Here is a 15,606-nt window from a genome sequence, read left to right on the forward strand (position 1 = left end):
GCTTGTCGGGACCTTTTAAGTGCTTGGGAAGTGCCGAAATTGAAAGGGGAGTAAGTGATGCGAATACTTGTGCTTTCGCAATACTGGAGTCCTGAGAACGGAGTGCCCCAAAGGCGTTGGAGCTGGCTTGCAGCTCAGTTGCGAGAGCGTGGGGTGGAGGTAACTGCTATTGCTCCGCCACCTCGTGAATTGCGTAAGCTAACCAAAAGACAATGGGTCCGTAAACAGATTCAGCTTCTGAGGCCCCAAGCTGTCGAGCTAGGGCCGTCTCTTGAGCGCGTTTACCGGACTGGTTTTATACCAGCGAGTAGCTCGTTGACAGGGCGGGCATTTAATCAGCTAGTCATTGCTATCTCAACTGTGGGAACCGTATTCTCTCAGAAGATTTACGGGAAAAACAGACGGCCAGATTTTATTATTGGAACCGTTCCAGCTTTGCCAACAGCAGTTTCAACTTGGGTGGTGGCAAAGCTTTTAGGGAAGCCGTATGTGATCGACCTGAGGGATGCATGGCCCGAATTGCTTGATGAATCCAAGTCTTGGAATTTTGAGGTTGGGGAAACATCTTTTAGGGAAAAAGTTTTGGGCGGCATGCCTCTCAGACTGTTGGCATCGGGTGTGACCCGATTTCTAAATATGGTCTATTCACAAGCACTTGCGTTGATTGTAACTTCGGAGCAACATGCAAAGTTTCTAGCAGAGGCAAAGGCAATCGATTGTCCGATCTTCGTCATACGAAACGTTTTCCCTCCAAGTTTCTCTCAAACCGTCGAACCCTATAGTAGGAGTGACGGGCGACTAAACGTTTTGTACGCCGGAACTGTCGGTAGGGCTCAAGGACTATCTGACGCTCTCAAAGCGATAAAAATTCTTAAAGAAGAATACGGGGTGCAAGCATGCTTGCGAGTCATCGGTGATGGAGCGGCATGGGGCGCATTAAAACGACAAAGTGAAGAGTTTGATTTGCCCGTTGAATTCCTGCATTCAATTCCTTCGGGCAGCTTGGTGGACCACTATAAGTGGGCAGATACCTCCCTAGTGCATTTAGCCAACTGGCCTGTATTGGAGTTGGCGATCCCAAGTAAAACCTATGAGTTGATGGAGAAAGGAATGCACTTGTCGGTCGTTGCAAAAGGGGAGACGGCGCAGATCGTCCAAGAGCATTCTGCTGGGATCGTGGTGCCGCCTGGCGAACCTCACCAATTGGCTACGGCTTGGGCTGAGGCTGTGCAGCAGGGTGACGCTTTTACCGGCTCTGCAACGGCAAGCGAATGGGTCGAACGCGAGCGGGAGATAGTTGTCAATCAAACGCTAGAGCAGTTTCTAGGATTATTGCGGAATGCCAGCCGAGGGAGGAATAGTGATTCAGAAAAGTGACTTCTACGATGAGCTTTCCAGTACAGACCTGGTAGGTGTGTTTGAGACAGGGGAGAGCAACATAGAGCTTACTTGGGTTAGAGATATCTGCGTTTTCTCGACACTCAGCGAATTGCTCGAGGAACTGAAAAAACAGGGAGCCCCTTATAGGACAGTACTTGTTGAAAGTGAAAGGGTCAGAAGAGAGACCTCTGCATTCTTAGAGGTGATGGAACTAAACCTCGAGAATCGTGCGCATATCATTGTGTCCAATGAATCTTATGGTGGTAAGGCGGCTCCTAGTTTGGAGTTTGAATCTTTAGTCGCGTCAGTGTCAGAGCGAATATGCTTTGTAGACCAAGAAATGCCCGTTTGTGGAGAAGACACCCCCCAACAGCATGGTCCTCGGGGGGAAAATCCGGAAGCAACGGCTTTTCTACAGGAATTGCAAGGCGATACCAAGATTTTTTCTGAAGATAGCCGGCCAAGAAAGCGAACGCGAGCCTCACGTAACAGGTTGAGTGAACTGCTTAGGCGCCTCTATCCCTTTTTTAGGAAATGGATACCAGCGAAGGCCGCTAGCTATGCAATTGTGCTCCTGAGGCGTATTGAAAGTGTATGGAGGGGTTCAAAGTGAAAATTTCAATCGTTATTCCTACTTACAAGGGGCGCGCCCGCTTAGGTGAAATCGTTGAGTGTCTCGAAAAACAGACGATAGGTACTGAGAGCTTCGAAGCTATCTTTGTGGTGAACGGCCCTGAAGACGGTTCCTATGAATACTTGAGAAGTGAGTGCCAGTGCAAGGGAAAGTTGAGGGCAAAGATCCTTAAGCTTTCTGGGAAAGGTGCTGGATATGCAAGAAACTTTGGTATCCTAGCGTCCCAAGGCGAATATTTGACCTTTCTTGACGACGACGACACTATTGGGCCGAAATATCTTGAGACCTTGTTGTCGAAAGCTGGGGCAAACAGGGTGGTCTGTGCCCAAATGAAAGACTTAGACTCATTAGGGAATGAGCTTAATTCTACACTGGCAGATCGCCTAGCGGTTTGCTTGGGATCAGTTAAGACTTTAGAGGAAGTGCCTTGGGTGATGGGGTATAATGCTGCGAAACTAATCCCACGAGGCCTTGTTGGTAGCAACCGATATGTGGAAAGTCTGCGCTCTGGCGAAGACGTCGTCTTTAACGCAAGGGTTATGTTGCCGTCTTCTCCGGAAATATGGTTTGTTGAATCTACGGACCAGTCTTATTATTTCCGACATGTGCGCGACGGTAGTCTTTCCCGAGTCGGTGAGAGCTTTGATTTTAACGTCATTCAACGGTTCGAGGTTTTGAAGGAACTTGTTGATATAGATTCAACCCCCAAACTGGTTGATGCGCAAAAGTCATTGATACGTTCTCAGCTGGGTTTTGTCAAGCGTTATTTGGCAAGTCACCCATCATCGTTGAAGAGAGTCCGTGAAGTTGGGGGTGAGTATCCATTGCCGGGGTGGATATGGGAGGAACTGAATCGCGGGGCTGGTTCAAACAGTCTAGTTATAAGCTTCTGTTTCCCGCCTTTTTCTGACCCCTCATCCTCGGTTGTCGCCAAGCGTATACATGATTGGAGGGAACCCGTAGACGTAATTTGTAATGATATGTCAACGGTAAGGAGAACTGACTGGACCTTAAAGGCTGTGTCGGCCCCCTTTGTATGTAAGGTTACTGAGCTGGATTCGCCCAACTATTTCTCGGACTGGGGCGCCTTATTGGATTTTGGTGAGAAAGCGAAAGCGGCTTTCATTAAAAACCAGTTCGCTGGACGGAAATATGAAAAACTATATTCTAGAGCTCTTTGGGCGGGTTCTCATCTAGCGGGCGCCTTAATTAAATTGAATACCGGTGACAGCATTCGCTGGACCGCTGAGTTTTCCGATCCGCTTAGATTTGACGTTACTGGTAAGCATCGCTCTGGGGTCATTGAGAGTGGCGCTGTAGTTGAGGAGATTCTTTCGAAGATTCTTAGATCGGGTCTGCCTAGGATAACCATCGAATCGGTATTTGATCTTATTGAAGCCGCAACCGTACTTCTGGCAGACGAATTAATATTTACGAACGAAAATCAGAAGCGGATCATAATGTCCTCATATCCAGGTGGCTGGGTAGAGCTCATTGAGGCTAAATCGACAATACTACCTCAGTCAACGCTTCCCGCGACTTTCTATCGAAGGCCGTCAATCCCTAAGGCCGCCGTCGACGGGGGTGACAGAAGAATCAGGATAGGTTATTTTGGGAGTTTCTATCCCAACAGAGGGGTGGGACTCTTGGTCGACGCCTTAAATGAGCTCGATACTGCGGATAGTAAACTATTTGAGTTTCATTGTTTTGTTCCCGATCCCGTGACAGCCCAGAAGAAATTGAATGAGGTAGGTAGAAATGCTTCCATCTACGTTCATCCCTATCAGCAATATATTCCTTTCCTGCGGACGCTTTCTGGATTTGACATCCTGTTGGTCGTTGACTCGGATACACGAGACTGCTTTGAGGTGAACCCATTTTTGCCATCTAAATATAGTGACTATGTTGGGGCGGCGGCGAAGCTTTGGGGGTTTGTTCAACCTGGCTCACCGCTTAGCGAGCTAGACTTGGATTTCAAGACGGAATTAGGAAACCGGAGGTCTATCGTGGAGACGTTGAAGGAGGTCTGTCGGACATAGCGGGTATAGTTGTTCAGGTTGGTTGGCAGGGTAAGATTCGATTTGCTGAAGGCGTGAAAAGTTCTTACGCAGCGGCAATGAAGAGGCTCCATGGATAGGCGGGCACTGATGTCTACTGATGTAAACAAATCTAGGAAGCATCCTGACAATGAGGCTGCTCTGAAAGGCTACTACCTTGTTAACTCTGAGTGTTTAGGACCAGTTTCTGATGATTTGACGATAGTGGGGCATCTGCGAAGCCTTTGGAACTTTCGGTACTTCATCCTTGCTGATGCCAGATTTAGAGCCTTTAGAACAAATCAAGATTATCGGTTGTGGAAAGCTTGGCTAGTGGTCTACCCCTTGCTCGAGGCGGCATTATATGGTCTGATGTTCGGATTGGTGCTCCGAGCCTCGAGGGGTATAGATAATTATGTTGGTTACCTCTTGCTCGGTATCTGCTTATTTAATATGATTTCGAGGATGACATCTTCAGGACTTGGCCTGGTTCGGGGATCGCTCCAAGTGATTAGAAGTTTTCAGTTTCCAGCAGCCGCCGTAGTGCTTTCCAATTCTTTAAGGCAGTTTCTTGATAGTTTGCTTTCAATAGGGGTGGCAGTCATTGCTGCCCTAGTATTTCAAAGCGGAAATCATTTCTCATTTCGGCTGCTGGGGATAGTGCCCGTTGTTATTCTGGCTGCAGTTTTTGGTACTGGGTGCATGTTCTTGGCTGCGAGAATGACGGCTTTTGTACCTGATGTAAAAGTCATTGCTGAGCTTTTTATTCGAGCCTGGCTCTTTATGTCCGCAGTGTTTTACCCAATAGAAAGATTTGAAGGGTTTGGTGCAGTCTACACGGTAGTACGGAATAATCCAGCGTTCGTATATATGGACGCGGTCCGGGGGATCGTGTTGGAGGGGCAGCTACCAGCGTTGATGAGTTGGGCAATGATGATCATTTGGGGATTCGGGACGCTAGCGGTTGGCGTTCTGGTGTTTGAGGGGGCTGAGGGTAGGTATCGAACCCTTGCATAATGAAGAATTTATCGGATATGTGCCCGATCCTTCAGTGGTGGTGGAACGTGTTAACAAAGCATATCGTCAGCGAGGCACGACTTCTGAGGACGCAGGCAGTGGTGCTCGACATCAAGATGACGTAAATACTGCTGTCAAGGGAATCTCGTTCTTCGCAACCAGAGGGGAATCGATCGGTGTCCTAGGCCGCAATGGGTCAGGTAAATCAACTTTGCTCCGGATGATTGCCGGGGCAGAGGCACCCACGTCGGGCTCGATTTGGGCATTGTCCAAGCCAACTTTTCTGGGCGTGAAGCCAGCATTGATCGGATACCTCGATGCTCGTCAGAATGCATACCTAGGTTGTCTGGCCTTAGGGGTTCCTAAAGCGGAAGCGATATTGAAATCGGAAGAGATTGTCGAGTGGGCGGAATTGGGGCCGGCCGCTTTGAGGCCGTTAAGTACGTACTCGTCGGGTCAATCTGCGCGCTTGAGTTTTGCGATTTCGACGGCAATAAGGTCGGATATTCTAATAATCGATGAGGCGCTTTCAACTGGGGATATTGGGTTTGCGGAGAAGGCTCAACAAAGGATGCGCGATATGTTGAATGACGCAGGGACAGTCTTCTTGGTTTCCCATTCAATGAGTGAGATCGAGAAGAATTGTAACAGGGCACTTTGGATTAACGATGGCGTGCTAGTTGCCGATGGGGACGCGAAATTGGTCTCGGGATCCTATAAGAAATGGATCTCTTTGAGGAACGCTGGCGACGTTGACGGCGCGAAAGAACAGTTGAGTCTCTCGAAACGGTACTATCCTCCGAAACGGTTTGTAGTTGAAGATGAGGATACTTGGAAGATAAGGACTGCTTAGATGTCGGCTCAGAGTTTTGCAGATAGTCTCTACCGTGAATGGTCGATGGGGTGGGGGTGGAGTCTAGAAAAGAAAGACGAGGGATATGTTGTAAAAAATTCGATCAATGCTTCCCATCCAGTCGTACGAAGTCCGAAGAGTTGGAGTGAGCTAATCCGGACAACACAGAGCAAATCAGAGATGCTTTGGGCACTTTCCCTAAACTATCTCGTGGACATCGCTAAAACTGATCCCATTTACGCTGAAGCTGCACTTGTGTCTTTTTACGATGCTTTCAAGATTTCTAGGCACGAGTTGTCGGTTTTTCTTGGTACGTCTTGGGATCACTGCTGTGCTATGCGACTTAAATCATTGGTAGCTCTGAGTTCGACTCAATCGCCTTTGCATAAATCTGCTAGAAAACTCTTGGAATACGAAATTCAGGGTGAGGATTACTGGGCGTTGGTTGCTCGAAACAATCACGGTCTGATGCTACTAGAATCGTTAATTGCGGCACAGATCGTTAATGATGTGTGCGATAAGCATTTCTTTCATCGTGCAGCACTTCAATTAGAAGAAATCCTAGCCTATGTATTCGGCGAGGATGGATTTTGCAATGAGAATTCGACATTTTACCACCACTTGTATATACGCATTCTGACTGGAATTGTAGGGAAATTTGAAAAGGTTGACAGCTGTCGCGAAGTGCTCAATACTGCTAGTTCGTATTTAGACTTGGCTAATGAGTCGATTCGAAAGATTTGTTACCATGACGGAAGTCTGCCGGCACTTGGAGATTCGAACCCGATCGCGACCGCTTACAGTTCGGACCTAGGTACTGCTTGGTCCCAAAGGACGGGCCTATGGGTACACAAAAGTGAAGATCTGTTTCTTTCCTTTAAATGCGGGTTTGAGAGCGACGTTCATAAGCATGCCGATGACACCTCGCTTAGTCTTCGCTGTGGCGGGGAGGATTTGATTCTGGACTCAGGAACCTGTAATTACGACTATTCGGATCCAAGGGTTTTTTCACTTAGGACACAGACCGGGCATTCAGGGCTTTACTTTAGAAAATTTGATCCAATTCATCCAGCAAAGCTTTACGGCGATGCGGGAATGGTTATCTCGAGGTTAGTCTCCCCGCGCCCTGGAAATGTGCGGGGAGCCTATTTGGCCTCTGGAAATTATGTTGCCCATCGGGCCATAAAGTTGCTCTCGAACAGACACTTTCGGGTTGAGGATTGGTGGAGCTCGATCTCTGGTGATAAGCCAGTGCATAGGTTCATCGTGCCTGAGAATGTACGAATTGAATATTCACCTAGAGAGATTGTACTTATCGGCAAAAAGGTGAAGTTGTGCATGAAAACAAGCGATCGGGTGTGGTGTGAGATTACCGTTGGCGAGCAAGCCGGGACACACCGTGGGTGGATCTCGCGCTTTGCTAACAAGGTTGAGCCTGCCCAATGTCTCGAGGTGCAAACCAGAAGCCTTCGGAAAAATTCGCTGAGTTTCGACATGAAAATCCAGAGCATTTAAGCTCTAATAATTATTAGGTGGAATTGAATGAATAGAATAGCGGTTATTGGCCTGGGGTATATTGGGCTCCCGACGGCAGCTTTTCTAGCAAAAGCTGGTTATAGCGTTGAGGGGGTCGACGTAAATCGTGAAATAGTGGAGTCGATACGTCGCAATAGAGTTGAAGTAGATGAACCGGGGCTTTCCGAGATGGTGCGAACTGCTATCTTGGAAAAGCGTTTGTCGGCCGCTGAACATCCTTCTAAATCGGATGTGTTCATTATTGCGGTCCCAACGCCGTTTGATACTTCTCATCACGTCGACCCCAGCTATATTTTCGAAGCAGTTGACGCGCTAACAGAAGTTTTGGAAGAAGGAAATCTTGTCGTCCTGGAGTCAACTAGCCCTCCTGGTTTGACCGACCAGATTGAACGACGTATTCGTGAACGCCGTCCAAACCTTTTTGAGGGAGGAATGCCGCCTCTGTTTGCGCATTGTCCTGAGAGGGTCTTACCCGGGAACATTCTCTTTGAGATGGAAAACAATCCGCGAATCGTTGGTGGTACTTCTGAACAGGCTGCACTTAAAGCGGCGGAAATTTATGCCAAATTCTGTCAGGCTCCAATTCGAACCACAGATGCGAAGACTGCGGAAGCAGTAAAGCTGTCCGAGAACGCGTTTCGAGACGTTAACATCGCATTTGCAAATGAGCTTTCTTTAATCTGTGACACTATTGGCGTGGATGTATGGGAACTAATATCGCTTGCAAACCTGCATCCTCGAGTGAATATTCTACGACCCAGTTCCGGTGTAGGAGGGCACTGCATCGCTGTGGATCCGTGGTTTTTGTACTCGGCGGCTCCAGAGGAAGCACGATTGATATCAACCGCTAGATTAGTAAACGACTCAAAACCCCACAAAGTGGCCTCAAAGATTGATCATCTGGCGGGAAAAGGCGGTGCGGTGGGGATGCTTGGAGTTACCTTTAAGCCCGACGTCGACGACATACGGGAATCGCCGGCTTTGGAGGTGATTCGCGGGCTTGCGAAGCAACGTCCCGATCTCATTATTCGGGTACATGACCCGGCCCTGAAAAATCTGCCGGAGCAGCTTGAGTGCCTTGCAAATGTTGTTTGGTCGGACTCGCTTCAAGATATCCTTGATTTGTCCGATGTGGTTGGAGTCTTGGTGCTCCACAGTAAGTTTTTGCCGCTACGCTCAGCGCTTTCAGATTTTCAAGGGCAAGTTGTGGATGCCGTTGGATTGCTGAGTTGACGAGGAGTTGCCTTGGTCGCCGCTTTAATCGACCGCCCCTTAGGGGTGTGTTAGCATTTTTTCGATAAGTAGCAGTTGGAAGACGAAGTTAACGGCGGTTTCAGTGGAGAAAATTGGTTCCCTTCCCGATAAATTTGCTGGCTATACCTCGCGGGGACGCGAGGGATTGAAATCAGCCAGCCGATTTTATCATTCCTTGGTAGGTTTCCCTACCCGATCTTACCGCTGGGATGGATTGGATGATCGGCGGAATTACAGCCTTCAGTTCGGTTCTTTTGCCGTTGGTGAAAAACAAGCACTTATTCTGGTGGACGACGAATTGAAAGAGTGCTTCCCTCAGCTCGAGGGATATCGTCATTCGGAATCCTTGGAGGCAGATTACATATATATTGATAGTTCCTCGGAGGAAGCGCCTATACGATTGGATTTAGGACTTTTTAGACAAACTGGCCGAGATTTCTTGGAAATTAGACTTGTAAATTGGGGATTGGACAAGAGCTTTGAATTTCCCTCGCGTCTCTACCTAGCTTCCCTTCCTAGGCTTAATTTAGCCGAACCAGCCGAAGAGCTATCCCCTTCAAGTAGAGCGAGAACGGAGTGGAAATGAACGACAAACCCCTCGTTAGCGTTGTGATTGCAACGAAGAATCGAGCGGACTATTTGAAGCAAAGCATCGATTCGGTACTTGCGCAAACCTTCACCGATTTTGAGTTGATTCTTGTAGACGACGGCTCGACAGACGACACGAAACAGGTGATCGAAGCTTATAATGACCCGAGGGTTGTTTATACGGCGACGCCGCCGGGCAAATCGGGCATATCTGCTGCTAGAAATCATGGCGCTAACCTGTCTCGTGGCGTTTGGACGGCAGTACATGACGATGATGACTTAATGCTTCCTTGGAGACTCGAAAAACAGCTCGAATTTGCGAATGATGATGACGATTTTGTTTTCGGCACCTTTATTAACTTCGATGACGATAGCGGAGCGTTGCAGTTTCACCACGGTCGAAGCTTCAACTATGGCTCAGCACTTAAGACGGGCTTCGCGCCAGGGCATTCTACTTGGTTAATAAAAACCGATTTAATCAAGTTCTTCGGCTATGATGAGGGGCTGGAGAGCGCAGTGGATAATAACTTGGCGTTCCGCTTGCTAAGATCTGGGATCGAAGCACGACACTCGGGCGTCATCTGTCTACTGCGGAGGGTGCATTCGGGACGGATTACCGACACTGGCTCGGGAAATCAGAAATATGCAGCATCCTTAAACCTAGAGTTTCTAAAGTCCGGGGTGAATAGCCGGAGTCAAAAGAAGCTCTGGGAGGCGGCGAGATACGATTGGGGACCAACCGATAAGAATAGTTGGGAAACCAGATTCTTGCCTTATCTTCCCGATCACCTCGTTGCTCGAAGTGGTTGGGCCTTTGAGAAATTATCATACAGGCGGGGCCCATCCCGTAGGCATCATTTTAATGCAATATCTCTTACCGGCGCAGGCTGGCGGGAGATTTATGAGTTTGCAAGTCGGGGGGTTTATTTGACCGAGGCGGAAGCACGGTACGCCGAATCTCCCAGGTTTGAAGCGTTGTTGCGTGGATCTTCAGAACAAAAGATTTCTACAAATACACTCTTCAGATTTATTGTCCACGTGTTATCACCGGGAAAACGAGGCGATCTTCTCTTGATTGCCGCCGGTGCCGATATTTATGAGCGATTCAACCAAATTAATGGTGAATCTCATCGATTTGATTTTCAAGGTGATGATTGGTCGCTGAGCTATTCGGCGGTCTTAACGAAGGATTTCGAATTGATTGATGAAGTAATTAGATATGCCGAGATTAAAGAAAGTGGTCCCAGCTTTAAGCTAATACGGCTTGGTTGAGATCATCGAAAATAAGGTTTTGAGTCGTGATAATAAAGATTGATTTTGATGCAGTCAACCAGACGGGGCGATGGGCACTTTCTGTTAAGGATGATGCTACAGAACAAGGCATGCGTTCTTTAATTTTTGATGCGCCCCCGAGGAAACTCTCGGCCTCGAGAATAGTTCTAGCTGGAATCGTGTTCTGGGGCGGGAAGGGTCGGTTTTCAACATCGAACCCGTTGCCGGACAATTTCGTTAGAACTTTGGAAGCGCACGGAATAAGCATAGTTGCGCCTCTTGATTCTAGCCAGGGTTCAATTTCGCCAAAGGCGACGACGCTTCAAGTCCAAGCCGACCTTAGAATCAACGCTCAGTTGCCAGGGCGTGACCGCACCTACCTTTACCTGCCCGCTAGTGAAAGATTTCAAGGATCGTTGCGGGGAGTGAAAGAAATCGTCGTGGGCTCCAATGCGCATTGGTTGGAGAGTATTTATGGGCCAAGGGCTCTTTTATCCGCGGCAATTCTGTTCAGTGAAGATTTGATGGTCGAGAGCATTGACATGAGTGAGTACCCTGCAGAAGCGATCCCAAGGGGGATCGAAGATCTTGTTGCCGTAGAGGGTATTCAGGTTATTACTGGAAGCTAATTTCTATGAAGATGAAAAGTGAATTTGAATCAAATATTATATTTGTTCAACCTCCAAGAAGTGAACCTCGAGATGCTGTCGCATTAGCAGGTTGGTACACTGCTGCGGCCGTTCTGCAGGAAGAAGGATTTGAAGTCCATCTCGTTGAACGCGAGCATTGGAGCGAGGAGTTATCAGAAGACAGCAAGAATTTCGTATTCTTCATGGATTTAGAGCTTGCCGACGAAGTTCTTTCCTCCCCAATGGCAGACCACATTGCATCGGCACTATTTGTGTCACCTCATTCGTTTGTTGAAAAGCTTGGTGCAGATTGGGTTAGGAAGCTGCGTGAACCGAAGTTCGCTAGCATTGACATTTTTACGGATTGTCAGCTTTCTAGGTCAGTAATAGAACAGCGGCTTGACACTGCGCGTAGAAATGTATATATTTTGGCGCCTGATTTTTCTCTCCTGTATGGCGCGTTTCGCGGGTGTACACCGGACTCGGTTGCGGAGTTGTTAGATAGGCTCACTGTGGATAAGTGCGAGCAGACGCATAGTCGAAGTGCATTTGCCGTCGCGAAAGAAGGGTTTGATGCACTAAGAGAGCAGATTAACCTTGACGCTGAATGGAATGCTTTTGACGACGCAGATTTTTCAGACGTTCATAACGAGCCTTGTTTTGAGTCTTTATGGTCAGCATTAGATTCCACTCTCGCGACTTGGCGCCCGCGTGCGAGACAACTCGAAGACAACCGTAGTACTCTATTGGACTATGTAGCACCTTGGGACTCCGACCTTCGAGATTTAAAGGTTGCAGTGATGGGCACTAAGTTGACGTTTATTGATGAGCTATCTCAGCAAATTAAAAACAGCACTGGTGCCCGTGTTGAGATGAACGAGTGGAAGTTTTTGTCGGGGCCTTCGAATAAAGAACATGCAAACGAATTGGTCCGAACCAGCGACGTCATTATTGGCGAATGGGCCCGGCCTAATAATTTCTGGATTCAGGACCGCGCACGTGCTGAAGCTAAACTAATTGTCCGCGCGCATCGGTACGAAGTAACTACCGATTTTCCTCACTCTATTGATATGGACAAATACTATGCAGGTGTAGTTATTGTTCCTTGGGTAGGAAGAAAGCTTGTGCAAGAATTCGGTTGGCCGGCGGAGAAAATGGTGTATATACCTAATTACATCAACGGCACGATGCTGTCTAGGCCAAAAAGTGATGACGTTAGATTTACCCTAGGTATTGTAGGGATAACGCCTTCCTTGAAGCGGCTTGACCTCGCATTGAACTTACTTGCAGAGCTCCGTGCAATTGATAAGCGTTTTACCCTTCGCGTTCGCGGAAGTTTGCCTACCGAACACGTGAACTGGGAGCGTGATCCTCGGATTGCTCAGCAATGGGAGGAGGTCCGCCTAAGATTGGAGCTAGACCCATTAGTGCGGAACGCGGTGTTCTTCGATCCTCCAGGGCGCGATATGGCTCGCTGGTACGAGAAAATTGGGGTGATCCTATCCCTCTCCGATGTTGAAGGCTCGCACGTTGCCTTGGCTGAAGGGATAAGCTCAGGAGCCCTCCCTGTAGCTCGGCGTTGGCCAGGAATTCAGACGCTTTGGCCGGAAGACTTCATCTTCGACGATTTTGACAGTGCCGTCCAATGGGTGAGTCAAGTTGCTGACGTGGAATGGTTTCACCGCACTACAGAAAGGTTGCAGAATCATAAATCACTAGATCATCAAAGGGTACTTGCGGCTTGGAGGGAGCTGCTGCAGGGGAATCGTTCCGCCGCGCAAGAGTGTTTTGGACCTATAGACTGGGAAGCGCCGGCGTTTGATCCTATAGAGTAAGTCGCGGACTAATTTGTAATCCACTGTGTAAGAAGCTTTCTTCGGCGCACGCGACGGTGGTCTTAGGGTGAGAAACAGTTCGGAAATAATGCCGATTGTTGCTAGCTCCGCTGTTTTGTGTCGTAGTTTAGTTCCTGAAAGGAGCAAGAAATTGAATACGGTTGTGACAGGTGGGGCTGGCTTCATTGGGTCCCATTTAGTAGATGAGTTGATTGCCAGAGGCGACGAGGTTGTTGTGATCGACAACTTGAGCACCGGCCGTCTAGATAATCTTTCGCAAGCGCAAAAGTCGGAGCGTTTCCGTTTTATCGAAGCTGATATTGAGGACTTCGATTTTGAATCTTTTTTTGCGCGAGAACGCGTAGAAGTGGTTTTTCACCTGGCGGCGCAGATTGATGTTCGGAAATCCGTTGAAAAGCCGCTTTTAGATGCAAGGCAGAATATTCTCGCAACAATTCGAATCGCTCAGGCCGCTGCTACCAACGGAGTTCGCCGTATAGTGCACACCTCTTCAGGTGGGTCGATTTACGGGGTGCCGGATTGTTTTCCAGTTTCGGAGGCTGCAGCACTTTCTCCAGAATCCCCTTATGCTGCGTCGAAAGCGGCCGGTGAACTTTATCTTAAGGTGTTTCAGTCGCTTTATGGGTTGGAATATTCGCTGATTGCTCCATCAAACGTTTATGGGCCGCGTCAGAATCCCAATGGGGAAGCAGGCGTTGTAGCGATTTTCTCCGAAAGCCTTCTTTCTGGGCGAAGCACGAAGCTTTTTGGGGGAGGAACTAATACTCGGGACTATGTCTATGTCGGCGATGTTGCCAAGGCATTTATTCTTGCTAGCGGTGAAGCTGGAAATGGGATGCGGTTCAATATTGGTACTTCAGTCGAAACTACGGACGCTGAATTACACAAGCTCGTAAGTGAAGAGGTTGGGGTTTCTAGTGATCCCGTCCATTATCCCGCACGATTGGGGGATCTAAAGCGCTCTTGCTTAGACTACAGCCGCGCTAATGAATTGCTTGGGTGGTTCCCGCAGGTAGATCTGCGGGCTGGTATTTTCAAAACCGTCGAGTACTTTCGTGGACGGATAAGTTCTTAGATTCTCCACGCTTATAGTAGTCGAATCCGTGCCCATCTAGTTGAGGAATATAAATGAAGATTGTAGTGTTTGGTCTAGGTTATGTTGGCCTTTCAAACTCCGTGCTTTTGGCTGGAAATCATGAAGTGGTAGCCGTCGACCTCGACGAGGAGCGGGTTAAACTTGTAAATCAAAGGTTATCCCCAATCAAAGACGAGGGAATTGAAGATTCTCTGATGTCTGGCTGCTTGGATATCGTGGCTACCACCGACAGTGCCGGCGCTTTGGAGAATTCTGACTTTGCGTTTATTGCCACGCCAACTGACTATGACATTGACACTGGTGTTTTCAATACAGACAGTGTTGAGTCGGTCCTATCTTTGGTCGCAGAGGTCTCCCCAACTACGGTGGCCGTCATTAAGTCTACGGTACCCGTCGGATTTACCGAACTAATGGCGGAACGGTTTCCCCGCTTAAATATCGTCTTTAGCCCGGAGTTCTTGCGGGAGGGGCGTGCTCTATATGACAATCAGCATCCTTCAAGGATTATCGCGGCCTCACGCTCTAAGGCTTCGGCGGAGAAAGTTGCAGCTTTGCTTCAAGAAGGAGCTCAAAAGGACGATGTCCCGATCTTGATCTCAAATTCGACCGAAGCCGAAGCGGTCAAGCTATTCTCAAATACCTATTTGGCGATGCGGGTAGCGTTTTTTAACGAGCTAGATTCGTTTGCTCGAGTAAAAGGTCTCGACCCCAGAGCGATTATTGACGGGGTGTCTTTGGACCCTCGGATTGGGGGACATTATAACAACCCGAGCTTTGGCTACGGAGGATATTGTTTGCCGAAGGATACACGTCAGCTGCTTGCGAACTACGACGGTATTCCGCAGAGCATGATGACAGCAGTGGTGGAGTCCAATGCGCTCAGAAAATCGTTCATCGCGAACCAAGTGCTAGAGCGGTTGCCGAAGGTGGTTGGTATCTACCGGCTGACGATGAAGTCTGGGTCGGATAACTTTAGGTCTTCTTCCGTTCAAGACGTTATGGCAATTCTTCGAAACCGAGGGGTGGGAATTTTGGTATACGAGCCAACTTGGACAGGCGCAGAATTCGACGGATTTGAGGTGGTTAGAAGTTTTGATGAATTTATAAATCGTGTTGATGTCGTATTGACTAACAGGTTTAGTGTCGAGTTAGAGCCTTATACGGATAAGGTATTTACCGCAGACATTTATGCCCGTGATTGATTGAGGGGCCTGACTTTGGATAGCGACGCGCTAAAGTTGGTTGAACTGCTGAATTGAATATGGTCGATCTATTCGGGTAGGCAGTGCCTAATCTGGAGGACTTGGTTATGGTGGCGCCTAGATTTTTCTAGCAGGTATGTTGAGCTCTGTTCATTCGCCTCTTCCCTTGATGCGGCCGGCTTTGAAGCGTGCTGGTTTCTGCTCGGCATACCTAAAACTTGAATCAGCTGGTTTCCATGGATTCGCCCTGCAG

General features: G+C 48.3%; 12 protein-coding genes. All 12 read left to right on the top strand.

Annotation, left to right across the window (positions count from 1 at the left end):
- The first annotated feature begins 57 nt into the window (after window positions 1–57).
- Complete coding sequence (locus HMPREF3169_RS06010) at window positions 58–1,377, top strand: glycosyltransferase family 4 protein (RefSeq protein ID WP_070455938.1); 1,320 nt, start codon at window positions 58–60, stop codon at window positions 1,375–1,377.
- On the top strand, window positions 1,361–1,993 hold the full coding sequence (locus tag HMPREF3169_RS13110; RefSeq protein ID WP_070433055.1) for a hypothetical protein: 633 nt from the start codon (window positions 1,361–1,363) through the stop codon (window positions 1,991–1,993). The genes HMPREF3169_RS06010 and HMPREF3169_RS13110 overlap by 17 nt, the downstream gene beginning before the upstream one ends.
- Window positions 1,990–4,053: a glycosyltransferase gene (locus tag HMPREF3169_RS06020; protein WP_070433056.1), complete on the top strand. Its 2,064-nt coding sequence runs from the start codon at window positions 1,990–1,992 to the stop codon at window positions 4,051–4,053. Before HMPREF3169_RS13110 ends, HMPREF3169_RS06020 begins: the two co-directional genes overlap by 4 nt.
- Before the next feature lie 108 nt (window positions 4,054–4,161).
- Window positions 4,162–5,067, top strand: coding sequence for an ABC transporter permease (locus tag HMPREF3169_RS06025; protein ID WP_070433057.1), 906 nt, complete (start codon window positions 4,162–4,164; stop codon window positions 5,065–5,067).
- Entirely contained in the window at window positions 5,060–5,920 is an 861-nt protein-coding gene (locus tag HMPREF3169_RS06030; RefSeq protein ID WP_168162314.1) for an ABC transporter ATP-binding protein, read from the top strand. The genes HMPREF3169_RS06025 and HMPREF3169_RS06030 overlap by 8 nt, the downstream gene beginning before the upstream one ends.
- Entirely contained in the window at window positions 5,921–7,435 is a 1,515-nt protein-coding gene (locus HMPREF3169_RS06035) for a heparinase II/III domain-containing protein (RefSeq protein ID WP_070433059.1), read from the top strand.
- 27 nt (window positions 7,436–7,462) lie between these two features.
- On the top strand, window positions 7,463–8,689 hold the full coding sequence (locus tag HMPREF3169_RS06040; RefSeq protein WP_070433060.1) for a nucleotide sugar dehydrogenase: 1,227 nt from the start codon (window positions 7,463–7,465) through the stop codon (window positions 8,687–8,689).
- Between the two features lie 603 nt (window positions 8,690–9,292).
- Window positions 9,293–10,570, top strand: a complete 1,278-nt coding sequence (locus tag HMPREF3169_RS06050; RefSeq protein WP_070433062.1) for a glycosyltransferase family 2 protein — start codon at window positions 9,293–9,295, stop codon at window positions 10,568–10,570.
- Between the two features lie 26 nt (window positions 10,571–10,596).
- Window positions 10,597–11,199 carry a hypothetical protein gene (locus HMPREF3169_RS06055; protein ID WP_070433063.1) on the top strand — a complete coding sequence of 201 codons (603 nt, stop codon included), beginning with the start codon at window positions 10,597–10,599 and terminating at the stop codon, window positions 11,197–11,199.
- Between the two features lie 11 nt (window positions 11,200–11,210).
- Window positions 11,211–13,034 carry a glycosyltransferase family 4 protein gene (locus tag HMPREF3169_RS06060; RefSeq protein WP_148132107.1) on the top strand — a complete coding sequence of 608 codons (1,824 nt, stop codon included), beginning with the start codon at window positions 11,211–11,213 and terminating at the stop codon, window positions 13,032–13,034.
- A gap of 151 nt (window positions 13,035–13,185) precedes the next feature.
- Window positions 13,186–14,130 (top strand): NAD-dependent epimerase/dehydratase family protein, encoded by a 945-nt coding sequence (locus tag HMPREF3169_RS06065; protein ID WP_070433065.1) that lies wholly within the window; start codon window positions 13,186–13,188, stop codon window positions 14,128–14,130.
- A gap of 53 nt (window positions 14,131–14,183) precedes the next feature.
- A complete protein-coding gene (locus HMPREF3169_RS06070; RefSeq protein WP_070433066.1) occupies window positions 14,184–15,353 on the top strand; it encodes a nucleotide sugar dehydrogenase in 1,170 nt (389 codons plus the stop codon).
- The last annotated feature ends 253 nt before the right edge of the window (window positions 15,354–15,606 follow it).

It is taken from the genome of Corynebacterium sp. HMSC08C04 (genome assembly GCF_001807495.1).
Taxonomy (GTDB): domain Bacteria; phylum Actinomycetota; class Actinomycetes; order Mycobacteriales; family Mycobacteriaceae; genus Corynebacterium; species Corynebacterium simulans.